The organism is Agrococcus pavilionensis RW1 (assembly GCF_000400485.1).
GTDB classification, from domain to species: Bacteria; Actinomycetota; Actinomycetes; order Actinomycetales; family Microbacteriaceae; genus Agrococcus; species Agrococcus pavilionensis.
On record NZ_ASHR01000014.1, the window covers coordinates 175,797 to 200,538 of the forward strand.

Consider the following 24,742-nt stretch of genomic DNA (forward strand, 5'->3'; position numbering starts at 1 on the left):
GCCAGCAAACTTCCGCCACTGTCAAGGGTTGGGCACGCGGCGACTATGGTGATCGCATGCCGGTTCCAGCCCTGCAGCGCTCGATGGCCCGCGCCCGGTCCACCGGTCGGAGGCTGCTGTCGAGGACCGTGGGGGTGCCGCTCCACGAGCAGGCGACCGCCGCTCAGGACGACCGCCCGTCGCCCCGGCTGCTGCGCGAGATCGCCGGCCTGCGCGCGCAGAACCTGCGCTCGCGCGCACCCGTCGTCGATCCGAGCGGCGACGCCGTCGTGACGATGACGACGCACGGAGAGCGCATCCGCCTCGTCTGGGTCGCGCTCGAGTCGATCGCGCGCGGCGACATCCTGCCGCGCCGGCTCATCCTCTTCCTCGATGAGCCCGATCTCGCTCGCCCGCTGCCGTCGCCCCTGCTGCGCCTGCAGCGGCGCGGGCTCGAGATCCTCCCGGCAGCGCCCGGCCTGCGAGTGCACGCGAAGTACTGGCCCTACGTGTCCGCGATCCTCCGCCACGAGCTGCCGCTCGTCGTGAGCGACGACGACATGGTCTATCCCGCCCGGTGGTTGCGGGTGCTGGTCGAGGCGCACCGCGCGCGGCCGGAGCTCGTGCACGCGTTCCGGGCGCACGAGATCCCGTGCCTCGACGGCGCGCTGCGACCGTATCGGGAGTGGCGCCCGGCCTCGGGGACGGCGCCGAGCTTCGCGCACTTCGGGACTGGCGTCTCGGGGCAGCTGCTGCCGGTGGCGCTGCTCGAGCGGCTGCGGGACGAGGGAGAGGGGTTCCTCGAGAGCGCGCCGACCGCTGACGACGTCTGGATCAACGCGGTCGCCGTCAGGAACGGCATCCAGACCGCGCAGGTCGAGGCGCAGAGCCGCAACTTCCCGTTCGTCCCCGCCACGCAGGCGACCGGGCTGTATCGGTCCAACGTCGCAGGCGGCCAGAACGACGTGCAGCTGGAGCGAACGCTCGCCCCCGAGGAGCGCGAGCGCATCTGCGCGGGATCGCGTCCCGCTGCTGTCCGCTCCCGTGCCGCGCCGACGTTCGTGACGTGGGGCCGCTTCACCGACAACCCCTGGCAGGACATCATCGAGACGGGGGTGCGGTCCGCCGGGATCTCGACGATCGACCTCGAGCACGGCGCCTCGCTCGAGAGCGTGCTCGACCGCGCAGCCGACGGGCTCGCGGTGCACCTCAACTGGACTGCTCCCATCACGCAGCGCGCCTCGACCGAGGAGGACGCGTGCGCGGCCGTCGATCGCGCCCTCGCTGAGGTGGACGCGCTCCAGCGCGCCGGCGGCGCGCTCATCTGGACGGTGCACAACGCGGCAGCGCACGAACCGATCAACCCATGCGCCGAGCGCCGCCTCCTGGAGGGGCTGGCCGAGCGGGCCGACATCGTGCACACCATGCACCCGCGCACCGCCGAGGCGATCGAGGAGGCCTGGGGCATCCGGCTCGAGCGGCAGGTCAACATCCCGCATCCCAGCTACCTCGGGGTCTACCCCGATGAGATGGACCGGTCGAGTGCCCGATCCGCGCTCGGCATCCCGGAGAGCAGGACCGCGGTGCTCCTGCACGGGACGCTGCGGGAGTACAAGGGGCTGGACGCGCTGGCCGATGGCTTCCTCGCGGCTCGGGAGCGCGGTGCTGACCTGCACCTGCTCGTCGCAGGACGCCCCGGAGCCGGCTTCGACGCCGCGGCGTTCGAGCAGCGGTTCGCGGACCGTGACGACGTGACGGTGCACGCAGACCACGTCCCCGTCGACGAGGTGCAGCTGTGGCACCGAGCGGCCGACGTCCTCGTGATGCCCTATCGCGAGGGGCTCAACTCGGGTGCGCTGCAGCTCGCGGCGACGTTCGACCTGCCGGTCGTGGCCTTCCCCTGCATGGCGGTCGAGCAGGCGCAGGACGAAGGATGGGCAGTCGTCGTCGACCCTGCTCGTCGCGAGTGGCTGCTCGATGGGCTCGCCGCGCTGCCATCGGCAGCTCGCCGCCGCGCATCCGAGGCGGCGAGGACGCGCGCGCCCGAAGCGACGGCTGAGGCCTTCGCGCGGATCGTCCTCGACGCGATCGCGACCCGCTCGCGCCCGATCGACCCCACGGCAGTCGCTGTGATCGTGAGCTTCGGCTCGGCGGCCCTCATCGAGCGCGGTCTGACGCCGCTCCTCAGCAGGATGCGCTCGGTCATCGTCGAGAATCCGACAGACACTGCCGAGCACGAGCGACTCATGGCCGTTGCCGATCGGCTCCGCGGCGATCTCATCGAGATGCCCCAGAACGTCGGCTTCGGTGCGGCAGTGCGCGCCGGCGTGCAGCGCGCGCTCGAGATGGGCGCTCGGCACGTGCTGCTGCTGAACCCCGACGTGCGCGCGGACGCCCCGACCATCGAGCGCATGCTCGAGCGCTCCCTGGCCGAGCCCGACGCCATGGTCGCCCCTCGCATCCTCACGCCGGACGGCCGCCTGTGGTTCGACGGTGGCGTCATCGACTGGGATCGCGGGATCGCGCGCCATCGTCGACGCGATGAAGCGGATCGGGCGCTCGACTGGTTGACCGGCGCGTGCCTGCTCGTCCCGGTGCACGCGTGGGACCGTCTCGGCGGACTCGACGATGACTACTTCCTCTACTGGGAGGACGTGGACTTCACGCACCGCTGGCTCGCTCACGGGCGGCTCGTCCTCGAGCCGGGCGCACACGTCGTGCACGAGGTCGGCGGGACGCAGGGGAGCGGGGGCAAGTCGTTGGGCTACACCTACTACAACGCTCGCAACCGGATGCTCTTCGCCGCGCGGCACCTGGGGCTTCGTGGGCTCCTCCGCTGGTCGCGCTCCGCGCCGGCGTACCACGACGAGCTCCTCGCCCGCTCCGGTGCGCCGGATGCGGCGGCTCGCGCCCGGCACCGCGCGACCGCTGCGCGAGGAAGCCGCAACGGTGCGCTCCGCGGCGTCGAGCGGCTCGTCCGCAAGCGGCCGGAGAGCAACGACTAGACTCACCGGGGGCCTCTGGCCCGACGACGAATGGAGGCGCGTTGCGCGGCATCATCCTGGCGGGCGGGTCCGGTACTCGGCTGTGGCCGATCACCAAGGGCATCTCGAAGCAGCTCATGCCCATCTACGACAAGCCGATGGTCTACTACCCGCTGTCGACCCTCATGATGGCCGACATCCGCGAAGTGCTCGTCATCACGACCCCCGAGTACAACGAGCAGTTCCGCGCGCTGCTCGGCGACGGCTCCGAGCTCGGCATGCAGATCGAGTACGCCGTGCAGCCGAGCCCCGACGGGCTCGCGCAGGCGTTCATCATCGGCGAGGAGTTCATCGGCGACGAGTCGGTCGCGCTCGTGCTCGGCGACAACATCTTCCACGGCACGGGCCTCGGTTCGAGCCTGCGGCGGCACGGCGACATCGAGGGCGGGCTCATCTTCGCGTACCAGGTCGCCGACCCGGCCGCCTACGGCGTCGTGGAGTTCGACGACGAGATGCGGGCGATCTCGATCGAGGAGAAGCCGAAGCAGCCCAAGAGCCACTACGCGGTGCCGGGCCTGTACTTCTACGACAACTCGGTCGTCGAGATCGCGAAGACCATCGAGCCGAGCGCGCGCGGCGAGCTCGAGATCTCGACGGTCAACGAGCGCTACCTCGAGCGCGGCGCGCTGAGCGTGCAGGTGCTCGACCGCGGCGTCGCGTGGCTCGACACCGGCACGTTCGAGTCGATGATGCAGGCGAGCGAGTACGTGCGCGTCATCGAGGACCGGCAGGGCTTCAAGATCGGCTGCATCGAGGAGATCGCCTGGCGCGCAGGCTGGATCGACGACGAGCAGCTGCGCGCCCTCGCTGAGCCGCTCGTGAAGAGCGGCTACGGGCGCTACCTGCTGACGCTGCTCGAGCGCGCCGCGCGCGACTGAGCAGGCGTCACCAGAGGCCGAGCAGCAGCACCGCGGCGAGCGCGGCACGGTCCGCGCCGCGGCGGCGGAGGCTGCCGACGCCGCGCAGCAGCGCGAGCCGGGCGCCGAGGTCGTCGCGCTCGAGCAGCGCCGCGATCGAGGTGAGCCGCGAGCGCTCGGGCTCGTCGGCGAGCCGAGCCGCGATGCGTGCGATGACCGCGGCCTCGCGCCGGAACTCGCCGGTGCGCAGGCGGCGGAGCCGGCGGCCCGCCTGTCGCCAGCCGACGTTCGCCCCGGCGACGTTCGCGTCGTGCTGGCGGTAGTCGATGACGGGCGCGGGATCGATGTGCCAGCGCATGCCGGCGGCGCGCACGATCGCGTAGACGAGCCAGTCGTGGATGGGCGCGTCGGCGGCCTCGGGATCGTCGAGCACCGTGCGGCGGACGAGGTCGAATGCGCGCGCGGAGAGCACGAAGGTGCAGCCCGGGCCCGCGCTCTCGAGCACGAAGTCGAGCGACCGCTGCGCCTGGGCCTTGTCGATGAGCGTGCGCCGGTCGCCGTAGTCGGCGACGACGTTCGCGCTCACCGCCTCGGCGCCCCGGAGCTGCTCGAGCTGCGCCGCGAGGCGCTCGGCGTGCCAGACGTCGTCCTGGTCGGAGAACGCGACGGCGGCGGCGCCGTCCCACGGCGCTTCGGCGATGAGCCGGAGGAAGTTGGCATGCGCGGAGCCGAGGTCGACCGGCTCGAGCAGCACGATCCGCGGCTCGTCGGCGGCGAGCGACTGCAGCAGCCCTCGAGTGCCGTCGGTCGAGCCGTCGTCCGAGATGACGAGCCGCACGTCGACGCCGCGCTGGGCGAGGATCGATGCCACCTGCTCGCGCAGGAAGCGCGCGCCGTCGTGGGTGGCCATCAGCACGGTCACCGCGGGGAGCGCCGCGGCGGCCGCCGCCAGCTCGCTCACCGCGCCGGCTGCAGCGCTACCGACAGCGGCGTCGACGCGAGCCCCGTGCTGATGCCGTTGTCCGCCACGCGGAACGCGGTCGCCTCCTGGGCGCGTGCGAGCTCGGTGCCGTCGCGGTGCTCGAGCGCGGCCGACACGGTGTAGGCGCCGGGGCCGATCGAGAGCGACGGCATCGAGAACCGGAGGGTCGATCGGCCCGAGAGCTCCGTCATCGGGTCGAGCCCGAGCCGCTCGGTCGAGGAGTAGAGCGCGACCTGCCCGAAGGTGTTGGCGATCGCGATCCCCAGGCGCCAGTCCCGCACCGAGTCGATCGCGTCGACCTCGACCTCGAGCTGCACGTCCTGCCCGATCTCGACGCCCGTCGTCGGCGCTCCCTGCGCGTCGACGAGCCGCACGCTCGGGATCGCCACCCGTGCCCTCGCCGGGGCGCTGAGCGCGTTCTCCCGCTCGAGGCGCTGCGCCGCGTCGGCGTCGCGCTGCGACTGGAAGCCGCCGCGCAGCATCCCGACCGCGTCGATCGGCGCCCCGTCGAAGACGACGTTGCCGTGCGAGAGCACGATGCCCCGCGTGCACAGATCCGTGATCTGGCTCAGCGTGTGGGTGACGAGCACGATCGTGCGCCCCTCGAGCTGGAACGAGCGGATCTTGTCGAGGCACTTCTGCTGGAACGCCTCGTCGCCGACGGCGAGCACCTCGTCGACGAGCAGCAGGTCGGGGTCGACGTGCACGGCGACCGCGAACGCGAGCCGCACGTACATGCCCGAGGAGTAGAACTTCACCTGCGTGTCGATGAAGTCCTCGATGCCCGAGAAGTCGACGATCGCGTCGAAGTACCGGTCGATCTGGCGCTCGGTGAGCCCGAGGATCGAGGCGTTGAGGTAGACGTTCTCGCGACCGGAGAGGTCGGGGTGGAAGCCGGCGCCGAGCTCGAGCAGCGCCGCCATGCGGCCCCGGCGCACGACGCGGCCGCTGCTCGGATGGATGATGCCGCCGATGGTCTTCAGCAGCGTCGACTTGCCCGAGCCGTTCGGGCCGATGAGGCCGACGGTGTTGCCCGAGTGGATGTCGAGCGAGATGTCGTGCAGCGCCTCGAAGGTCTCGGCGTGCCTCCTGCCGAGCGCGGCGTTGACGACGCGCTCCTTGAGGCTCTTGTCCTTGCGCACGGTGAAGTGCTTCGAGACGTTCTCGACCTGGACGATGGGGACGGCTTCCATCACAGCTCCTGGGCGAAGTCGCCCTGCAGTCGGGCGAAGACGCGCTGCGCGACGATGACGAGCACCGCGCTCACGCCGGTCGCGATGAGCATGTTGACCCACAGGTGCGGCACGAAGTCGGCGCTCGCGCCCGCCTGCCAGAACGCCTCCTGGAATCCCAGCACGGCGAGCGTCAGCGGGTTGTTGATGTAGAGCTGCGTGAGCCACTCGAAGGCGCCCCCGGCGAGCCGGTCGCGCACCATGGCGATCGAGTACAGGATCGGCGAGCCCCACATGAGCAGCACGAGCACGACGTCGACGAGGTAGGAGACGTCGCGGAGGTAGACGTTCGTCGCCGCGAGCACGAGCGCGAGCGCCGCGCTCAGCACCACGATGAGCACGATCGACAGCAGCGCGTAGAGCAGGTGGGGACCCAGCGACAGGCTGCCCGTCACCGCCGAGGCGACGATGAGGATGACGAGCTGGATGCCGAGCGTGAACAGCGCAGGACCGATCGTCGCGAGCGGGAAGATCTCGCGCGGCAGGTACACCTTCTTGATGAGGCCCGAGTTCGTGACGATCGAGCTCGTGCCCGCGCCGACGGTCTCGGAGAAGAGCGTGTAGATCGCGAGGCCCGCGAAGATGTAGATGCCGAAGTTCGGGATGCTGCGCGCGGCTCCGAGGAACTCGCCCACCACGAGCGCGTACACGAAGAGCATCGTGAGCGGCCGCACGAGGCTCCACACGAAGCCGAGCCGGGAGTCCTTGTACCTCGCCTTGAGCTCGCGCTTCGTCAGCCGGCCGAAGAGCTCGCGGTAGCGCCAGAGCTCGCGGATGGTCGTGACGAAGCCCTGGAGGCCGCGCCCGGAGACGCCGGCGTCGATCCAGGGCTCAGCGGCCAGCCGTGCCGCGCGATCGCGCGCGATGTCGGTCATGGAGACCTTCCTGGGGAGCGGATCAGAACGACCCATCCTATCGCCGCCGTCCCTGCCGGCCCCGCCCGGTCGCCGACGCTCCGACGGGCCTCTCGGCTCCGGCATAGCGCGCTTGTAGACTTGCCCGCGGTGCTGTCACGGAACTGTTGAGGGGTTTGCGCGTGGAGAAGCGGTCTTGGAGCCGGGCCCTCGTGGCGTCCGTCGCCGTCCTGGGGGTGCTCGTGTCGGGCCTCGTGACGGCGCCGACGACCGCGGAGGCGGCGAGCGCATCGAGCTTCGACCCCGGCGAGCTCATCAGCGACGAGAACTTCTACGCGGGCGGCTCGATGGATGCCGGCGCCGTGCAGCGCTTCCTGGACGAGCGGCGTCCGCAGTGCGTCAGCGGCTACACGTGCCTCGTCGACTACAAGCAGGCGACGCCGTCGATGCCCGCCAACCGCTACTGCACCGCGATGAACGGCGTCGCGAACGAGTCGTCGGCGAGCATCATCGCCCGGGTCGGCGCGGCGTGCGGCATCAATCCGCGAGTGCTGCTCGTGCTGCTCGAGAAGGAGCAGTCGCTCGTCACCCACCGCTCCCCGAACGCGACGCGCTACGCGAAGGCGACGGGCTTCGCGTGCCCCGACACCGCGCCGTGCGACAGCAGCTTCGGCGGCTTCTTCTACCAGGTCTACTACGCGGCCCGGCAGTTCCAGGTCTACAAGACGTTCCCGCAGAACTACAACCACATCGCCGGCCGCGTCAACAACATCCTGTACCACCCCAACGCCGCGTGCGGCTCGAGCCCCGTGCTCATCCGCAACCAGGCCACCGCGGGGCTGTACAACTACACGCCCTACCAGCCGAACGCCGCGGCCCTCGCGAACCTCTACGGCACCGGCGACTCGTGCTCCGCATACGGCAACCGGAACTTCTGGCGCATCTGGACCGACTGGTTCGGCGACCCGCGCTCGAGCAACGGCGTCGACCCGTTCGGCTCGATCCAGTCCGTCTCGACGACGCCGGCGAGGGCGATCGCCACGGGCTTCGCGATCGACCCCTCCGCGCCCGCGCAGGCGATCTCCGTCAACCTGTACCTCGACGGCGTCTGGCAGCGCACGTACCGCGCGGACCAGTCGAACGCCGCGGCGGGCCAGGCGCTCACGGGAGCCGGGAACAACCACGGCTTCTCGATCGAGTTCGCCATGCGCGGCGTGCCCGTGGAGATGTGCATCGCGGCGCTCAACGTCGGCGCAGGCAAGGATCAGTGGATCGGCTGCCGCACCGTGCAGCCGCCCACCGGTCAGCCCGTCGGCCGCATCGACCACGCGTCCGCCTCCGGCCGGACGGCGAACATCAGCGGCTGGGCGCTCGACCCCGACACCGCCGCGTCGATCAACGTCCACGCCTACCTCGACGGCCGCTACGCCGGGGCCTTCACCGCGAACACCTCCCGGCCGGACGTCGGCCGCGTCTACCGCGACTACGGCGACAGGCACGGCTTCGCCTTCCAGCTGCCGATCCCGGTCGGCACGAGCGAGGTCTGCGTCTACGCGATCGCGGTGCCGATGGGCGACAACCCCCTGCTCGGGTGCCGAGAGGTCTCCAACGCATCCGGCCCGCCGCGCGGTCAGCTCGACGGCACGTCGGCCGGTCCCGGCTCGGTGAGCGTCTCGGGCTGGGCGCTCGACCCCGACACCGCGGCATCGATCGAGGTGCAGATGCTCGTCAACGGCCGGGTCGTCACGACCGGGCGCGCCGACCGGAGCCGACCCGACGTCGGCCGCGTGTTCCCCGGCTATGGCAACAACCACGGCTACGCGATGACCGCGAGCGTCGCGGGCGGCACGAACACCGTGTGCGTGCGAGCCCTGAACGTCCGCTCCGGCAGCGATGTGCAGCTCGGCTGCCGCGTCGTCGAGACGCCTTCGGGCTCGCCGTTCGGCAACATCGACTCGCTCGTCGTCGACAGCGCGACCGGGGCGCTCACCGTGAACGGCTGGGCGATCGACCCCGACTCGACGGCGCCGGTGACCGTGCGCGTCTACGTGAACGGCGCGGTGCGCGCTGAGTACGCGGCGAACGGCAGCCGTCCGGACGTCGCGCGCTACTACCCGGCCTACGGCGCGCAGCGCGGCATGCAGTCCGGTCAGCTCACGCTGTCGCCCGGCGTGAACAGCATCTGCATCTGGGCGCTCAACACCGGAGCGGGCGACCCGAAGCTGCTCGGCTGCAAGACCGCGAACATCACCGGCTCGCCGTTCGGGCGGATCGACTCCGCGAGCGTCGACCCTGCGACGGGAGCGCTCCGGCTGAACGGCTGGGCGATCGACCCCGACACGGCCGCGTCGCCGCTCATCAACCTCTACCTCGGCGGCGACCTCGTCGCCCAGGAGCGGGCGACGGCGTCCCGCCCTGACGTCGCGCGGGTCTACCCGCTCTACGGCGCGCAGCGCGGTCTCGGCTCGCTCACCACCACCGTGCCGCCCGGCTCGCACCGCGTGTGCGCCTGGGCGGTGAACGAGGGAGCGGGCTCGAGCGTCCTGCTCGGCTGCCCGGTCGTCACCCGATGACGGCGGAGGTCGCGGCGGACCCCGGCGAGCGGGTCCGCCGGGCCGTCCGCTGGGCGCTCGCGGGCATCGTCGTGCTCGCGATCGCGCTCGTGGCGACGTCCGTGCAGCGGCAGGCGCCGTTCAGCCCCTACGACGAGTACGTCTACTTCGACTACCTCACGAAGGTCTCCTCGCAGGGGTTCGTCCGCACCGGTGAGGAGGTGGGGGAGTTCGCCCGCGCCGAGCTCGAGTGCCGCGGCGTCGCGTCCTACGGCTCGTACGGCGACGGCTGCGGGATCGGCGACGTCGACGACGACGCCCTCTTCCCGTACCACGGGCTCACGGGCGCCGATCTCTACACCCCGGTCTACTTCGCGATCACGCGCGTGCTCGCGCAGCCGCTCACGTGGTTCGGCATGGGCCTGCTCGACGCGGGCCGGATGGTGGGCGGGCTCTGGCTCGCCGCGGCCGCATCGATGACGTTCCTCGCGCTCCGCCGCTTCCGCGTCGGCCTCGTCCCCGCCGTAGGGCTCGTGCTGCTCGGCATGGCGACGCCGGTCGCGCAGTCGTCGTTCGCCTACATCTCGACCGACGCCGCGGCGATCACGGCCGGTGCCGCCCTCGCCCTCCTCGCCGCGCGAGTGGTCACCGGCGCCTCGAGCGCGTGGTGGCTCGTGCCGGTCGGGCTCCTCGGCGTGCTCGCGAAGCCGCAGGCCATCGGGGCGCTCGGTGCCGCGCTCCTCATCGTCGTCGTCCACGCGCTCGTCACGCAGGGCCGATGGCGAGAGGCGAGCGCGTGGCGCGGGACCGTGCTGCCGGCAACGGTCGCGGGCGTCGTCGCGCTCGCATCGCAGCTCGTGTGGGGACGCATCCGCTCGGCGACGGCCGTCGGCCCCGGCGCGAACCTCGGCGTCGGCTCCGAGCACCTGCCGCCGGACGGCATCGTGCGCCTGCTCGACAACGTGCTGCTCAACGTCGGTGCGGTGCAGCCGGTCGAGGCGCAGGCCTCGATGGAGATCGCGGTCGCTGCCGCGACGGCGCTCGCGTGCGCGGGCATCGTCGCCGGCGTCGTCGGGCTCGCCCGCCAGTCGACGCCGACCGGGGCTGCCAGCGCGCGCAGCTGGGCGATCGGCACCGGAGCGCTCGCCGTGCTCATGATCCCGGTGCTCATGCTCATGACGTGGGTGCTCGACGGCAGCTACTTCGAGCCGCCGCTGCGCTACGGCGCCGCGCTGCTGCCGTTCCTGCTCGTGAGCGCCGGCATGCTGCTCGCTCGCAGCCGCGCGATCGGGTGGGCCGTCGTCGCGCTCTCGACGGTGCTGATCGGCCTCTCCTGGAGCTGATCCTCAGCCGCGGCGGCGCAGCCGCCTGACAGCCTTCGAGCCGGCGCGCATCGCGAGGTGCCGCGCCCGAGCGACCGGCCCGCCGGCGCCGAAGCGGCGCTCGACGAGCTCGAGGGCGGATGCGTCGACCGAGATCCGCTCGACCCGCTCGGCGCGGATGACGATCTCCCGACCGGCAGCCGGCCCGGAGACCAGGTAGGCGGGATCGTGGCTCGAGAAGAGGTCGACGCCGCGCGACCGGGTGCCGTTGAGCGGCACGATGCGCAGCTCGGCCGGTTCGATCAAGATGCCCTCCACGAGCGCGCCGGCGCCCTCCAGCGGGTCGAAGCGCACCCCGAGCGCGTCCTCCGGCACCCGGACGCGCACCTCGAGCGAGCCGCCCGCGCGCCGCTCGAACGACCTCGAGGTCGCGTGCGCGAAGCCCGGTCCGACGTCGAAGAACACCGTGGCGGTGATCGCGCGCTGATCGACGCGGGCGAGCGTGGCCTCGAGCCCCTCGCCGTCGACGGCGCCCGCGGCGCGGTTGATGCTCGCGTAGGCGGCGGAGGAGACCGCCGCGAGGGTCTCGGCGAGGTCGCGGGAGATGCCGCGGCGCACGCGCCAGCCGAGCCGCGGGAGCACGGCCGTCATGATGGCGAGCCAGTCGTGGGGCTGCAGGCGCCGCTCGGCGCGGTCGCGCTCGGCGGCGGGCATCGCGTCGACCGCGGCGCTCCACTGCGCAGCCGTCGCCCGCCGGATCCAGAGGCCCGCGCCCGGGGCCGCGTCCGCGAGCGCGCGAGCATCGACCCCGAGGGCGCCGCACGCCGCCTCGAGGGCCGCGAGGCGACGCTCGGGCCGCGCGCCGCCGATGCCGCCGTAGAAGTTGCGGGCGGGGGAGGGCGGCGCGAGCACCATGCCGAGGAGCGCCGACTCGCGGAACGCGCGAGCCACCCGGCCGAGCTCGTCGCGCTCCCAGCCGAGCGCCTGCCGCGCGTGCTCGAAGGCGATCCGGGCGTCGGCCTCGTGGCGCGCCGCATCGATCGACGGCAGCACGTACAGCAGCTCGGCGTCGACGCTCGCGAGGGCGAGGTGCGGCGGGCGAGTGCCCGTGCGGACCACCTCGGCGCCGTCGACCCGCGTCAGGGCGTCGCCGTCGCGCGCGAGCAGCACCGTGCGCATCCCCGCGGCGAGCATGCCCGACGCCTGCTGCGCCGCGAGCGGGCCGGGCAGCACCACGACCGCGACGGTCGAGGCGTCGTCGGCGGGACCGGTGTCGATCGAGACGAAGTCCTGCAGCGCGAGGTCGAGGTCGGCGGAGCGCATCGTGCGCGCGGCGTGGCGCTCGAGCGCATCGATGTCGACGCCGGGCGCGTCGCGGAGCCGCTGCCACAGCTGCCTCGAGACCGATCCGGCGGTGTGCGCGAGGAGCCCGCCGGCGCCGACGTAGAGGAGCCGCCGCTTGAAGACGGGGCAGCCGCGGTCGAGCAGCGCCGGGGCCATCGCGATGAGCGGGTTCTCGGCGAAGGGCTCGAGGTCGCTCGTGTTGACGAGCGTGTCCCACGAGAACCCTGCGTCCTCGAAGTAGCCGGTCATGACCATCTCGTGCGCCTGCACCGCGTCGGCGTAGTCGCGGATCGGCGGGAGGTCGCGCCAGTAGGCGCGGAACGCCTCGGAGCGCAGCACCGAGCTGCGGAAGGCGGTGAAGTACGACTGGATGTGCGCGCGCTCCGCGCGCGGGGCGCGGCCGCGGCCGCTCGCGGCGCCGCCGAGCGCCGCGTGCCGGGTCATCCCCCAGAAGTCGACGTCCCGCGCATCCATCGCCGCGAGCGCGTCCGCGAGCGACCCCACGGGCCCGAAGACGGAGGAGTTCGCGACGAGCAGCTCGTCCACCTCCGCGAGGTGCTCGCCGAGCGCGTCGAGGCCGGCCTTGAAGGCCCAGATGTCGTAGCCCTCGTTCGAGCGCTGCAGCACGGTCGCGCCGAGGGCCTCGAGCCGAGCGCGGCTCTCGGGCTCGAGCCCGCCGTTGACGACCACGATCGAGCGCTCGGCGAGCGCGACGAGCGCGCTGACGTAGGCGAGGTACGCGTCGTCGACGATGCCGTCGACGTCGTGGAACGCGAAGACGAGCGCGCGGCGGGGGCTGTCGAGGCGCACGTCAGCCTCCGTTCACCGACCGGATGGCGAGGAGGTAGCTGCGGCCGAACTGCTCGGTCGGCTCGAGCACGGCCGACTCCGCCCACTCGTTCCACGCGTTGACGAACACGAGCCGCTCGTCGGCCGGTCGATCGGCGACCGCGTCGACGCACGCCGCGAGCCAGCGCCGGAACGTGTAGGGGTTCGAGCCGGTGAAGACGTCGGGGTTCCACTGCCGCCGCGCGGTGTTGTCGAACGTGACCATCATGCCGGGGTGGTGCCCGGCGGGCGTGCGGGGCAGCGCCTCGATCGCCGCGTCGGCCATGCCCCGGTAGCTCATCATGTTGCCGGTGAAGCGATCGTCCTTCGGCGCGGCGGCGACCTCGGAGAGCATCCACGGGAAGTTGTGCGGGGCGAACCCGAGCGAGCCGTCGACGACGTCCGCGGCGCCGGCGCGCTCGAGCCCGCCCATCGCCTCGCCGACGTCGACCTGCAGCAGCAGCAGCTCGCCGACGCCCTCCTGGCGGCAGCGCTCGCGCCAGTGCCGCACGGTCGCGGCGGGGTCGGGCAGCTGCGCGAGCTTGTAGACGGCCAGCACGACCGCGCCGCCCGCGCGGAGGTAGCGCGGGTCGCGCAGCAGCGGCATGACGTCGTCGATGAACTGCTCGGCCGGCACGGAGTCGTACTCCTGCGCGATGAGCACGTCGGCGGTGCCGCCGTCCCACGTGCGCGTCCAGTTCTCGTTCGCCCACATGATGCAGAACGGCTGGTCGAGGTCGCTCGCGAGCAGCGCCTCGATCGGCCGCTCGAGCAGCTTGTGCCCCGCGAACCAGTAGTAGTAGTACATGAACGCCTCGATGCCGTGCGAGCGGGCGAGGTCGCGCTGCTCGGCGCGCACCGAGTCGAGCTCGAGCGAGTAGTAGCCGAGCTCGGTCGGCCGCAGCGGCACGACGTGGCCCGGGTAGATCGGCTCGGCCTTGACGACGTTGTACCACTCGGTGAAGCCCGTGCCCCACCAGCGGTCGTTCTCGGCGACGCGGTGGAACTGGGGCAGGTAGAAGGGCACGATCCGCGCGCCCGCGTCCTCGGCCGGCGTCGCGCCGCGGGGCACCTCGCGGCGCTCGAGCACCCGCATCCCCGCCTCGGTGCTCAGCAGTCCGATCATCCGCTCGATCGCGTGCGCGCACGTGCCGTCGATCTGGCCCGCCTCGGGCTCGAAGTCGTCGCGATCGAAGCGGAACGCGCGCAGGCCCTGCAGGACGAAGCCGCGGATCCAGTACATCGAGCCCGCGGGGAAGCGCAGCGATTCCGGGTCGAGCGGCATCGAGAGCCGCCGGTAGATGCCGCGGACGAGGTCGAGGTCGCCGCCCCAGTGCTCCGTCCCGACGACGCTGCCGTCGGCAGTGACCGCCGCGATGTCTCGGTCGGCGCGCATCGCGGCGACGATCTCGGCGACGTTGTCGGCGGAGCCGAGCAGCGCGCTCGTGAGGCTCGAGCGCCACGTCGCGCCGTCGCCCGCGAGCTCGGGGTGCTCCTCGCGCCACGCGCTCTTCTTCGTGTGCACCTTGAGCACGACGTCGTAGGGGTCGAGGATGCCGGCGTTGACCACCTGCACGAGCGGCCAGATGTCGCGGCCGTGGTTCTCGACCGTGAGCACCTCGACGTGCCGCGCGCCCTCGACGACGAGCCGGTCGGCGGCGATCGCCTCGCCCGACGAGTTGGTGACGTAGAGGTCGAAGGGCTCGCCGATCGCCGCGAGGCTCGCGACGAGGTCGTCGAGCAGGTCGATGAAGTGGCAGTGGAGCACGACCGCGATGGGCGCCGGCGTCGCCGGTCCGCGGCGCGAGTAGCGCCAGTACGACGGGAAGCCGACGAAGCGCGAGCCCTGCATGCGCCGCTGCCATGACTCGAACGACGACGGCGCGGCCGAGGGCGCTGCCTCCACGACCTTGGGCGACGCCTGCCGGCGGATCGTGCGCTCGGCGAACCGCCGGCCCATGCCGCCGATGCGCCTCGCGCGACCGACCCAGACCTTCGGGTCCCACGGGTCGGGCCGCGCGGCCAGCTGCTCGGCGGCCTGCAGCTCCCGGCGGGCGCGCGCGAGCTCCTGCTGCAGCTCCACGATCTGGTTGCGCTCGGACGAGGGCTCGTTCGTCGGTTCCGTCACCGTGCGAGTCTATCGAGCGGCCCCGAGGGCCGCCTCGGCGCGGCCGAGCCGCTCAGCGGCCGTCGCGCGAGCGGTAGAAGAGCACGCGGTAGGTGCGGCGGAGCGCCTGTCGGGGGAGGGCGCGGAACGCGGCGCGCGCGCCGAGGTTGAACCACGACCGGGGCCGCGAGACGAGCCCGTAGTCGACGAGGTTGCGCTGCATCGCGCGCTCCGCGGCGAGCATGCCGCGCGCGGCGCGGCGGTTGAACATCGCCTCGCCCGCGCGGAACAGCACGAGCGGCTCCGCGAGGTTGCGGAAGACCGAGCCGTGGGCGAGCAGCCGCGCGTAGACGTCGTAGTCCTCCATGAGCGGCACGTGGCGGTAGCCGCCCACCGCCTCGAGGTGCGCGCGCCGGATGACGGCGCTCGGGTTGTTGACGGGGCTGTTGATCCTCGCGTAGCGGGCGATCGCGTCGTGCTCGAGCGGCAGCGTGCGCGTGCCGACGAGCCGGCTCTCCTCGCCGTCGAACTCGCTCATCGCCGAGCCGATCACGTCGATGCCGCCGCGGCGCAGCTCGCCCATCTGGATCTCGAGGCGGTGCGGCAGCGAGACGTCGTCGGCGTCCATGCGCACGATCCACGGGTGGCGGGCGACCTCGAGCCCCGCTTGCGACGCGATCGCCGAGCCGCGGTTCTCAGGCAGCGCGACGCGCACGAGCGGGATGTCGCGGCCCTCGAACGAGGCGAGCACGTCGAGCAGCCCCGGGCCGAGCGGCCCGTCCTCGACGACGATGATCTCGTCGGGCGCGAGCGACTGCGAGAACATGCTCTCGAGCGCCCGCTCGAAGTGGTCGGGCTCCACGCGGTGGTAGACCGTCATGAGGACCGAAGTGCCCCAGTCGTCCATTCAGCGAGCCTTCCCCGTGCGCGCGATCGCCACGGCGTGCCAGCCTATCCCGATGAGCGGCCCGGCCAGCAGGGCGACGATCGTGCGCGTCGACAGGTCGAGCGGCAGCAGCAGCAGGGCGAGCGTCGCGATCGTCGCCGCCCACCAGCCGAGCACGTAGGCGCCGTGGCGCTCGTGCGCGAGGGCTGCCGCGCCCGAGAGGAAGAGGGCCGCGGTCGTGCCCGAGGCGACGGTGAGGCCCGCGAGATGCGCGCCGGGCACGTCGAAGCCCTCGCCCATGAACGCGAGGATCGGCGGGCCCACGAGCCACGCCGCGGCGGCGCCGAGCACCGCGACGCCGAGCACCGCGACGACCGGGAGCGCGAGGGCGCGCGCCCGGGCCTCCCGCCGGTCGGCGAAGTGGACGACGATCGCGTTCTGGAAGGACGTCAGCGGCACGAGCAGCGGCGCGCGGGTGAGCGTCACCGCGAGGATGAGCCCGCCGAGCACCTGCGGATCCTCGGCGCCCGCGGTGGCCTTGAGCAGCACGGGGAAGCCGACGACGAGCGCGGCGGTCGCCGATGCCGCGACCATCGCCTGCAGCACGCGCGAGAGGAAGGGGCGCAGCGCGACGTCGGCGCGCAGGCGCAGCGCGGCTCGGCACCCGGGCGAGAGCGCCACGAGCAGGAGCCAGGTGACCGAGCCGCAGACGGTCGCGACGAGCAGGCCGATCTCGGGCAGCCCCAGCAGCGCCGCGGCGAGCGCGACGACGAGCCGGAGCGCTGCGTCGATCGTGAGGAGCGCGCCGTAGAGGCCCCACCGCCCCGAGCCGGAGAGCGCGCCGCTCAGCGCGGCCTGCAGCGTGAAGCTCGCGATCGCGGCGGCGAGCAGCCCGACGCCGACGCCGGTGTGCTCCGGCACGAGCCGTTCGGCCCAGAGCGGAGCGGAGAGGAGCACGAGGAGGGCGACGACGGCGCCGACGACGGTCGCGACGATCGCAGGCCGGGCGCCGTCGCGGCGATCCGACTCGAGCGCGGCGTGCACCGCGCGGGTCGACTCGTGCATGAGCCCGTTCACGATGCCGGTGAGCGCGAAGAAGGCCGACCAGTAGACGGCGAAGACGTCGTACCGCTCCGCACCGAGGCTGCGGGCGGCGATGAACAGCACGAGGTAGCCGGAAGCGGCGGAGAAGACCGTCGCGCCCGCGACGCCCGTGAGCCCCGACCTCGCGGCGGTCGTCATGCGCCGTCGTCGCCGCGCGAGCGAGCGGAGGCGAGGCGCGGTCCCATGCCTGCCAGCCTACGTCTCGCGTGCCGCCCGGGACGGCGCGGGCGTCCTCGGGCGCCCGCCGGTAGACTGCCCGGGTGGCAGCAGGAGGCGACTTCGACGGTGCGCCGCTCGCGACCCCCGAGATCGCTCGCGGCACGTGGCTCGTCGTCCCGCTGTTCAACGAGGCGCCCGTCATCCGCGAGGTGATCGAGCACACGCGCCGCACCTTCCCCAACGTCGTGTGCGTCGACGACGGCTCGTCCGACGGCTCGGCCGACGAGGCGCGAGCCGGCGGCGCGCACGTCGTGCAGCACGCCGTCAACCTCGGGCAGGGGGCAGCGCTGCAGACCGGCATCCGCTACGCCCTCCAGGACCCGGGCGCGCGCTGGATCGTCACCTTCGACGCCGACGGGCAGCACCGGACCGAGGATGCGCTGCGCATGGTCGAGCGGCTGCGAGCGGAGCCGCTCGACATCGTGATCGGCTCGCGGTTCCTCGACGGCCGCACGAAGCCGGGCCTCGCCAAGCGGCTCGTCCTGCGCGCGGCCGTCATCTTCCAGCGCGTCACGAGCGGCGTGCGCCTCACGGACGCCCACAACGGCCTGCGCGCGATGACGCGCGAGGCCGCGGGACGCATCCGGATCACCCAGAACCGGATGGCGCACGCCTCCGAGATCGTCGACCAGCTCGGCGAGCTCGAGCTGCGCTACGCCGAGGAGCCCGTGCACGTCATCTACACCGACTACTCCCGCTCGAAGGGGCAGTCGCTCTGGAACTCGGTGAACATCCTCAGCGAGCTCATCTTCAAGTAGGGCGGGAGCATGGACACCGGCAAGATCGTCATCCAGATCATCCTCATCATCGGGCTCGCGGTGCCCGCGGTCATCCTGGTGCTGCCGACGAAGGGGGCGCGAGGGCTCGCGATCCGTCGGCTGACGATGCTCGCGGCGCTCGTCGTCGGCATCATCGCGGTGATCTTCCCGTCGCTCGCGAACGCGGTCGCGAACGCCGTCGGCGTCGGCCGCGGCGCCGACCTGCTGCTCTACGGGCTCATCATCGTCTTCATCGGCTACGGCCTGTCGACCTCGGCGCACCTGCGCAGGGTCGACCGGCAGATCTCGGAGCTCACGCGCGAGCTCGCGATCGCCGAGGCGAAGCCGCCGGCGCCCAGCTCGACGGGCGTCGAGGAGCGCTGAGCGCCGCGGCGCGGCCGGGCAGGAATCGCCCACCGACGCCCACTACGATCGGCATCCTGCCCCTGGACGGAGATCCATGCCGAGAACCATCGTGCTCATGCCGACGTACGACGAGCGCGAAGCGCTGCCGGTCACGGCCGACCGGCTGCTCGCGGCCGTCCCCGACGTCACGCTGCTCGTCATCGACGACGGCAGCCCCGACGGCACGGGCGACGTGGCGGACGCGATGGCCGCGGTCGACGCGCGCGTGCGCGTGCTGCACCGCTCGAGCAAGCAGGGCCTCGGAGCCGCGTACCTCGCGGGCATGCGGCTCGCGATCGACGAGGGCTTCGACCTCGTCGTCGAGATGGATGCGGACGGCTCGCACCCCGCGGATGCGCTGCCCGCGATGCTCGCGGCCGCCGAGCGCGCCGACCTCGTGATCGGCTCGCGCTGGGTGCCCGGTGGCGGGATCGTCGACTGGCCGGCGCACCGGCAGCTCATCAGCCGTGCGGGCACGCGCTACGCGCAGCTCGCGCTCGGCATCGACGTCGCCGACATGACCGCCGGCTACCGCGTCTACCGCGCCGAGCTGCTGCGCGAGATGCTCGCGTGCGAGATCTCGAGCCAGGGCTACTGCTTCCAGATCGACATGACGCGTCGCGCGGCCGACCTCGGCGCGCGCATCGAAGAGGTGCCGATCACCTTCCGCGAGCGCGAGCTCGGCCGCTCGAAGATGTCGAGCGGCATCATCGTCGAGGCGCTCGTGCGCACGACGGCGTGGGGCATCGGCCGGCGGTTCGGCCAGCTGCGCTCGAGCGCCGAGGCGGTCAGGCGAACGCCGACGCTCCGGTGATCGCCTTGCCGACGATGAGCGAGTTCATCTGGGCGGTGCCCTCGTAGGTGTAGAGCGCCTCGGCGTCGACGAAGAAGCGCGCGACGTCGAAGTCGGTCACGATGCCGTTGCCGCCGCACACCTCGCGGCACCACGCGACGACCTCGCGCATGCGCGCCGTCGTGTAGGCCTTCGCGAGCGCCGAGTGCGCGTCGCCCTGGCGGCCCTCGTCGAGCATGCGCGAGACCTGCACGCACAGCGCGATCGACGCGGTGATGTGCCCGAGCGACTTCGCGAGCAGGTCCTGCACGAGCTGGTGCGCCGCGATGGGCTTGCCGAACTGGGTGCGCTCGGTCGTGTAGCGCACCGCCGCCTCGTAGGCGCCGACCATGACGCCGACCGCGCTCCACGCGACCTCGGCGCGCGTGAGGCGCAGCACGCGCGCGGTGTCGCGGAAGCTCGAGGCGCCCTGCAGCCGCATCGACTCGGGCACGCGCACGCCGTCGAGCACGATGTGGCCGTTCTGCACCATCCGCAGCGAGATCTTGCGCTCGATCTTGGAGACCGAGTAGCCCTCGCTCGACGTGGGCACGATGAAGCCCTTCACCTCGCCGTCGGCGTCGTCGCGCGCCCACACGACGACGACGTCGGCGTGGGTCGCGTTGCCGATCCAGCGCTTCTCGCCGTCGAGCACCCACTCGTCGCCGTCCCGCCGCGCGGTCGTCGCGAGGCCCTTCGACGCATCCGAGCCTGAGCGCGGCTCGGTGAGCCCGAACGCGCCGATCACGGAGCAGTCGGCGAGCCGCGGGAGCCACTCGGCGCGCTGCTCGGGGGATCCCGCGACGCCGATCGAGCCGCATACGAGGCCGTTCTGCACGGCGGCGAAGGTCGAGACGGATGCGTCGACGCGGCTCATCTCGAGCGCGATCCAGCCGCGGTAGACGGCCGAGCTCTCGAATCGCGCCGACTCGGCCCACGCGGGGCCGATGACGCCGAGCGCGGCGATGCCGGGGATGAGGTGCATCGGGAACGCGTCGGCGTGCCAGTGCTCGTCGATCTCGGGCCGCACGCGCGTCTCCATGAACTCGCGGATCTCGGCGAGCGAGGCCTGCTCGGCGGCGGTGAGGTCGTGCGCGAAGCCGTAGAAGTCGCTCTCGAGCGGCGTGAAGTCCATGGTGCTCCCGTCAGGATCAGCGGTCGCTCCGCACGCTAGGCCAGCGGGGGCCGTCCGGCCGCCCGTTGGTAGCCTCGACCCAACTGTGCCCGAAGGAGCCGCCCCCGTGCTTGTGCGCATCACCAACGAGCCCCGCGACTACGCGTGGGGCAGCGCGTCGGCGATCCCCGACTACCTCGGCGTGCCGACGATCGGGCGACCGCAGGCCGAGCTGTGGCTCGGCGCCCACCCCGGGTGCCCGTCGCGCGTCGACGGCAGGCCGCTCGACGAGGTGCTCGACGACGCGGGCGTCGAGCAGCCCGGGATGCTGCTCAAGGTGCTCGCGGCCGCCGCGCCGCTCTCGCTCCAGGCGCACCCCGACGCGGCGCAGGCCGCCGAGGGCTTCGCGCGCGAGGACGCCGCGGGGCTGCCGCGCGATGCGCCGACGCGCACGTACCGCGACCCGCACGCGAAGCCCGAGCTGCTCGTGGCCGTCACGCGGTTCGAGGCACTGAGCGGCTTCCGCCCCCTCGACGCGTCGCTGCCGGTGCTCGACGCGCTCGCGGCGCTCGACGAGCGCGTGGCCCCGTTCGCCGAGCGCGTGCGGGCCTCCCTCGAGCGCGCGGTCGGGTGGATGCTCGCCGGCGGCGAGGAGGCGCGCTCGGTCGTGCGCGGCATCGTCGCGGCCGCCGAGCGGCTGCCCGCGGGGCTCGAGGCCGAGCGCGACACCGTGCGCCGGCTCGAGGCCGCATCCCCCGGCGATCCCGCCATCGCGATCGCGCTGCTGCTGCACCGCCTCTCGCTCGAGCCGGGGGAGGCGCTCTTCCTCGCGGCGGGCAACCTGCACGCCTACCTCGAGGGCCTCGGCATCGAGCTCATGGGGCCGAGCGACAACGTGCTCCGCGGCGGGCTCACCCCGAAGCACGTCGACCGCGACGAGCTGCTGCGCATCCTCGACTTCACGCCGCTCGACGACCCGAGGCTCGCTCCCGTCGAGCTGCCCGGCGCGACCGCCTGGCGTCCCGATGCACCGTTCGAGCTGCGGCGCGTGCGCGGCCGGCACCGCGCCTCGGCCGAGCAGGCGATCGTGCTCGCCGTCGCGCCGCTCTCGATCGTCGCGGGCGGCGAGCGGCTCGAGCTCGCGCGCGGCGAGGCCGCCTTCGTCGCGGGCGCGAGCGAGCTCGAGCTCGAGGGCGATGACGCGTGGGCGGCGCTCGCGGGCGCCGCGCCCGACCGTAGGATCGCCCCGTGACCCTCGTGCTGACGATGATGGTGCGCGACGAGGCCGACATCATCGCGGCGACGCTCGAGCACCACCTCGCGGAGGGGGTCGACCGCATCCTCGTCACCGACAACGCATCCGTCGACGGCACGCGCGAGCTCCTGCGCGAGTACGAGGCGGTCGCGCCCGTGACCGTCTTCGACGACCCGGAGCACCGCAAGCAGCAGGGCGAGGTCGTCACCCGGATGGCGAGGCTCGCGCACACCGAGTTCGGTGCCGACTGGGTCGTGAACGGCGACGCGGACGAGTTCGTCGTCGCGCGCGACGCGTCGCTCACGCTCCGCGAGGCCTTCGAGCGCATGCCGCGCGAGCTCGGCGCGTTCGACGTGCCGGTCGTCAACCTCGTGGGGCCGATGGCGCGCCGCGGCAGCGGCATCCGGCGGCTGCGCTACCGCGACGAGCGCTCCGACGAGCAGCTGCGCGCCGCGGGCGTGCTGTCGCACCCGACGCCGAACGCGATCCACGTCGGCTCGCCCGACGTCGAGGTCGCGCAGGGCAACCACTTCACCTCGATCGAGCAGCACGGCGAGGTGCCCGAGGCGCTCGCGCTCGAGGTGCTCCACCTGCCATGGCGGTCGATCGACCAGCTGTCGCGGAAGACCGAGAACATGGGGCGCGGGTACGAGGCGAGCCCGCACTTGCGCCCGTCGCCCCGGCACCACGGCATGCGCGACTGGCGCAGGCTCCAGGCCGGCGTGCTCGACGACTTCCTCGCCCTGCGGAGCCCGACGGGGGCCGAGCTCGAGGCCGGCGGCTTCGTGGCCGACGACGGCCTGCGCGAGCGGCTCGAGCGGCTCGTCGGCTCCGCGGTGCTGCCGGCGCTGCTGCGCGCGAGCCTCGACGACACGGACGACGACGTGCTCTCGGACGAGGACGTCGAGGCGAAGCGCGCGCTCGCCCGCGCGATCCGCGACGCGGAGGAGCCCCTCTACCGGGAGCTCACGGGCCTGCGGATGCACGCCGACGGCCTCGAGCGCGCGCGCGACGAGATCGCCGCCGAGCGCGACGAGCAGGCGCGTCGCCGCACGGAGGAGAGTGCCGCGGCGCAAGCGCTCGTCGCCGCCCAGGCGGCCGAGCTCGATCGGGTCCGCGCCGAGCTCGCCGCCGTGCGAGTGCGGCTCGACCGGTTCGAGCAGCACGCGCTCATGCGCGCCGCTCGACGGCTGCGCCGGGCGCTGCCGCGGCGCTCGTAGCACCGCGACACGCCGCGGCGCGACGGTCCCACGCGACACGCCACGCCTATGATCGCCGACTTGACGCGGCGCGAACTACACCGATGTAATTGTCCGCAGCGGGCCCGGCCGGGGGCCGCAGAACCGGGGGACGCCATGCGAGAGGGACAGCAGCGCAACGACGCGCCGACGCACCGACAGCACTCGATCACGAACGGCGGTCTGCACCGCCCGATCCCGGACGACTGGTTCGTCGACCCCGTCGAGCTCGGCGTGCCCGGCGCGCGTCGCGCGGCCGAGGTCGACAGCGCGCTGGCGTGGCAGGCCGACGCGCTGTGCGCCGAGACCGACCCGGAGGCGTTCTTCCCCGAGAAGGGCGGCTCGACGCGCGACGCGAAGCGCATCTGCGAGTCCTGCGAGGTGCGCGCGGAGTGCCTCGAGTACGCGCTCGAGAACGACGAGCGCTTCGGCATCTGGGGCGGCCTCTCCGAGCGGGAGCGCCGGAAGCTCCGCAAGCTCGCCTGATCGCCCCGCAGCTCGCGGTCGCCGCCGCACCCGCGAGCGCCGCATGGCACGATGGATCGGTGCACCATCAGCGCCGCCGCGCCGTCCTCGCCACCTGGGTGGTGGTCCACACGGCGGCAGGCGACGCGGTCCGGAACCTCATCGGCTACCCAGCGTGGGGGGCCCTCATCGTGGCGACGATCGTATGGGTCGTCATCGAGCTCGTGCTCCTGCGGGTGCGGCTCTCGCGGGTGCCGCGATCGATCGCGATGTTCACGGCGCTCGCCGTCGCCTCGGCCGCGTGGGCGATCTCCCCGGGCGCGAGCCTGCTCGGCTCGATCGGCCTCATGGGGATGGTCGCGAGCGCCATCTTCATCGCCGCGCTGCCGTACCGGCTCATCCTCGCGGTCTTCCACTGGAGCCTGCAGGGACTGCTGCTCGGATCGCTCGCGTTCGAGCTGCTCGTCGCGGTCGTGCTGCGGGGACCGCTCTTCCCGCTCTGGTCCGACTACCCGCCCGGCACGACGCTCGAGTTCGCGTGGTCCGGTGGACTGCTCCTGCGCGGCGAGCGCATCCAGGGCCTCATGGGCAACGCCAACCTGCTCGCGATGGTCGCGCTCGTCGCGCTCATCGTTGCGGTGTGCCGAGCCGTCGCGCGGCTCGATCGCCTCTGGCCGATCTGGGTGCTGCTGCCGGCGATCACGCTCGCGCTCGCGCGCAGCGCGACCGTCACGTTCGCGCTGCTCGCGGTCGCGATCATCGGCGGGCTCATCGTCGCGTGGGTGCGCTGGCGGGGCGCCGCGTTCTACCGGATCTTCGCGATCGTCATCGCCGCGGGGCTCGTCGCGATCGGCCTCATCATCGCGAACTGGCCGCACGTCGCCGAGTTCCTCAACCGCGATGCCGACCTCACGGGCCGCTTCGACATCTGGGGGCGCGTCGTCGACCTCGCGCTCTCGAGCCCCGTCGTCGGCGTCGGCTACCTCGGGTACTGGCAGCCGTGGGTGCCGCCGTTCGACGTGCTCGGCCGGGTGGGCGACGTCGCCTACCTGCAGGCGCACAACGTGTGGCTCGACGTCTTCATGCAGCTCGGCATCGTCGGGGTCATCCTGTGGGCGGCGATGCAGTGGCGCGCGATGGTCAACTGCCTCGGCGCGATGTACCGCTCGCGGCCCGAGGAGTACGCGATGAACGCGGCCCCGCTGCTGCTGTGGGTGGCGTTCTTCGTGCAGGGCCTCGCCGAGTCGCGCCCGTGGATCGAGTACGGCATGATCCTGCTGCTCATCCTCACGATCGGGCGCCGACGCAGGGAGATCGTGCCGCGCGCGCCCGAGACGGTCGCGATCAGCACCGTCGGCTGACCGA

19 protein-coding genes are annotated in these 24,742 nt (G+C 72.8%); 11 read left to right on the top strand and 8 right to left on the bottom strand.

Annotated elements, in window-relative coordinates; translation table 11 throughout:
• Positions 1-56 precede the first annotated feature (56 nt).
• Both L332_RS29315 and rfbA read left to right on the top strand, forming a co-directional pair.
• Positions 57-2,984, top strand: coding sequence for a glycosyltransferase (locus tag L332_RS29315; protein ID WP_081646029.1), 2,928 nt, complete (start codon positions 57-59; stop codon positions 2,982-2,984).
• A 41-nt stretch (positions 2,985-3,025) separates the two neighbouring features.
• Complete coding sequence (gene rfbA / locus L332_RS19495) at positions 3,026-3,901, top strand: glucose-1-phosphate thymidylyltransferase RfbA (protein WP_021009937.1); 876 nt, start codon at positions 3,026-3,028, stop codon at positions 3,899-3,901.
• Positions 3,902-3,908: 7 nt separating this feature from the next.
• On the opposite strand, the gene L332_RS19500 is transcribed toward rfbA, so the two are convergent.
• Genes L332_RS19500 through L332_RS19510 form a run of 3 tightly spaced genes read right to left on the bottom strand, consistent with a single transcriptional unit; the run spans position 3,909 to position 6,969 of the window.
• Positions 3,909-4,841 carry a glycosyltransferase gene (locus tag L332_RS19500; protein ID WP_021009938.1) on the bottom strand — a complete coding sequence of 311 codons (933 nt, stop codon included), beginning with the start codon at positions 4,839-4,841 and terminating at the stop codon, positions 3,909-3,911.
• A complete protein-coding gene (locus L332_RS19505) occupies positions 4,838-6,055 on the bottom strand; it encodes an ABC transporter ATP-binding protein (RefSeq protein ID WP_021009939.1) in 1,218 nt (405 codons plus the stop codon). Before L332_RS19505 ends, L332_RS19500 begins: the two co-directional genes overlap by 4 nt.
• On the bottom strand, positions 6,055-6,969 hold the full coding sequence (locus L332_RS19510; protein ID WP_021009940.1) for an ABC transporter permease: 915 nt from the start codon (positions 6,967-6,969) through the stop codon (positions 6,055-6,057). Before L332_RS19510 ends, L332_RS19505 begins: the two co-directional genes overlap by 1 nt.
• A 161-nt stretch (positions 6,970-7,130) precedes the next feature.
• Between L332_RS19510 and L332_RS19515 the strand changes: the two genes are divergently transcribed.
• The gene (locus L332_RS19515; RefSeq protein WP_021009941.1) at positions 7,131-9,521 is read left to right on the top strand and encodes a hypothetical protein; all 2,391 of its coding nucleotides are present in this window, start codon (positions 7,131-7,133) and stop codon (positions 9,519-9,521) included.
• Positions 9,518-10,843 carry a hypothetical protein gene (locus L332_RS19520; RefSeq protein WP_021009942.1) on the top strand — a complete coding sequence of 442 codons (1,326 nt, stop codon included), beginning with the start codon at positions 9,518-9,520 and terminating at the stop codon, positions 10,841-10,843. The genes L332_RS19515 and L332_RS19520 overlap by 4 nt, the downstream gene beginning before the upstream one ends.
• 3 nt (positions 10,844-10,846) lie before the next feature.
• Here L332_RS19520 and L332_RS19525 read toward each other — a convergent pair whose 3' ends face one another.
• Genes L332_RS19525 through L332_RS19540 form a run of 4 tightly spaced genes read right to left on the bottom strand, consistent with a single transcriptional unit; the run spans position 10,847 to position 17,229 of the window.
• The gene (locus tag L332_RS19525) at positions 10,847-12,976 is read right to left on the bottom strand and encodes a rhamnan synthesis F family protein (protein WP_021009943.1); all 2,130 of its coding nucleotides are present in this window, start codon (positions 12,974-12,976) and stop codon (positions 10,847-10,849) included.
• Between the two features lies 1 nt (position 12,977).
• Positions 12,978-15,122 carry a glycoside hydrolase family 99-like domain-containing protein gene (locus tag L332_RS19530; RefSeq protein ID WP_021009944.1) on the bottom strand — a complete coding sequence of 715 codons (2,145 nt, stop codon included), beginning with the start codon at positions 15,120-15,122 and terminating at the stop codon, positions 12,978-12,980.
• Between the two features lie 52 nt (positions 15,123-15,174).
• Positions 15,175-16,008 (bottom strand): glycosyltransferase, encoded by an 834-nt coding sequence (locus L332_RS19535; protein ID WP_021009945.1) that lies wholly within the window; start codon positions 16,006-16,008, stop codon positions 15,175-15,177.
• Entirely contained in the window at positions 16,009-17,229 is a 1,221-nt protein-coding gene (locus L332_RS19540) for a hypothetical protein (protein WP_021009946.1), read from the bottom strand.
• A gap of 122 nt (positions 17,230-17,351) precedes the next feature.
• Between L332_RS19540 and L332_RS19545 the strand changes: the two genes are divergently transcribed.
• The 3 genes from L332_RS19545 (at position 17,352) to L332_RS19555 (ending at position 19,287) form a co-directional block, all read left to right on the top strand.
• Positions 17,352-18,068 carry a glycosyltransferase family 2 protein gene (locus L332_RS19545; protein ID WP_021009947.1) on the top strand — a complete coding sequence of 239 codons (717 nt, stop codon included), beginning with the start codon at positions 17,352-17,354 and terminating at the stop codon, positions 18,066-18,068.
• 9 nt (positions 18,069-18,077) lie between these two features.
• A complete protein-coding gene (locus tag L332_RS19550; protein ID WP_021064926.1) occupies positions 18,078-18,452 on the top strand; it encodes a DUF2304 domain-containing protein in 375 nt (124 codons plus the stop codon).
• Positions 18,453-18,528: 76 nt separating this feature from the next.
• Complete coding sequence (locus L332_RS19555; RefSeq protein WP_021009948.1) at positions 18,529-19,287, top strand: polyprenol monophosphomannose synthase; 759 nt, start codon at positions 18,529-18,531, stop codon at positions 19,285-19,287.
• Here the strand turns inward: L332_RS19555 and L332_RS19560 are convergent.
• Complete coding sequence (locus tag L332_RS19560; protein ID WP_021009949.1) at positions 19,262-20,440, bottom strand: acyl-CoA dehydrogenase family protein; 1,179 nt, start codon at positions 20,438-20,440, stop codon at positions 19,262-19,264. The genes L332_RS19555 and L332_RS19560 overlap by 26 nt on opposite strands.
• Before the next feature lie 106 nt (positions 20,441-20,546).
• On the opposite strand from L332_RS19560, the gene manA reads away from it, so the two are divergent.
• The 4 genes from manA (at position 20,547) to L332_RS19575 (ending at position 24,738) form a co-directional block, all read left to right on the top strand.
• Positions 20,547-21,671: a mannose-6-phosphate isomerase, class I gene (manA, locus tag L332_RS19565; protein ID WP_021009950.1), complete on the top strand. Its 1,125-nt coding sequence runs from the start codon at positions 20,547-20,549 to the stop codon at positions 21,669-21,671.
• A complete protein-coding gene (locus L332_RS19570) occupies positions 21,668-22,894 on the top strand; it encodes a glycosyltransferase family 2 protein (protein ID WP_021009951.1) in 1,227 nt (408 codons plus the stop codon). The genes manA and L332_RS19570 overlap by 4 nt, the downstream gene beginning before the upstream one ends.
• A 135-nt stretch (positions 22,895-23,029) precedes the next feature.
• Complete coding sequence (locus L332_RS0114910) at positions 23,030-23,398, top strand: WhiB family transcriptional regulator (RefSeq protein WP_021009952.1); 369 nt, start codon at positions 23,030-23,032, stop codon at positions 23,396-23,398.
• Between the two features lie 170 nt (positions 23,399-23,568).
• A complete protein-coding gene (locus L332_RS19575) occupies positions 23,569-24,738 on the top strand; it encodes an O-antigen ligase family protein (protein ID WP_144061018.1) in 1,170 nt (389 codons plus the stop codon).
• Positions 24,739-24,742: the final 4 nt, after the last annotated feature.

Excerpts from the sequence above, each read along its gene's own strand:
- L332_RS29315 (WP_081646029.1), top strand. The coding sequence starts at position 57 with ATGCCGGTTCCAGCCCTGCAGCGCTCGATGGCCCGCGCCCGGTCCACC.
- L332_RS19505 (WP_021009939.1), bottom strand. The coding sequence starts at position 6,055 with ATGGAAGCCGTCCCCATCGTCCAGGTCGAGAACGTCTCGAAGCACTTC.
- L332_RS19510 (WP_021009940.1), bottom strand. The coding sequence starts at position 6,969 with ATGACCGACATCGCGCGCGATCGCGCGGCACGGCTGGCCGCTGAGCCC.
- L332_RS19520 (WP_021009942.1), top strand. The coding sequence starts at position 9,518 with ATGACGGCGGAGGTCGCGGCGGACCCCGGCGAGCGGGTCCGCCGGGCC.
- L332_RS19535 (WP_021009945.1), bottom strand. The coding sequence starts at position 16,008 with ATGGACGACTGGGGCACTTCGGTCCTCATGACGGTCTACCACCGCGTG.
- L332_RS19540 (WP_021009946.1), bottom strand. The coding sequence starts at position 17,229 with ATGACGACCGCCGCGAGGTCGGGGCTCACGGGCGTCGCGGGCGCGACG.
- L332_RS19550 (WP_021064926.1), top strand. The coding sequence starts at position 18,078 with ATGGACACCGGCAAGATCGTCATCCAGATCATCCTCATCATCGGGCTC.
- L332_RS19555 (WP_021009948.1), top strand. The coding sequence starts at position 18,529 with ATGCCGAGAACCATCGTGCTCATGCCGACGTACGACGAGCGCGAAGCG.
- L332_RS19560 (WP_021009949.1), bottom strand. The coding sequence starts at position 20,440 with ATGGACTTCACGCCGCTCGAGAGCGACTTCTACGGCTTCGCGCACGAC.
- L332_RS0114910 (WP_021009952.1), top strand. The coding sequence starts at position 23,030 with ATGCGAGAGGGACAGCAGCGCAACGACGCGCCGACGCACCGACAGCAC.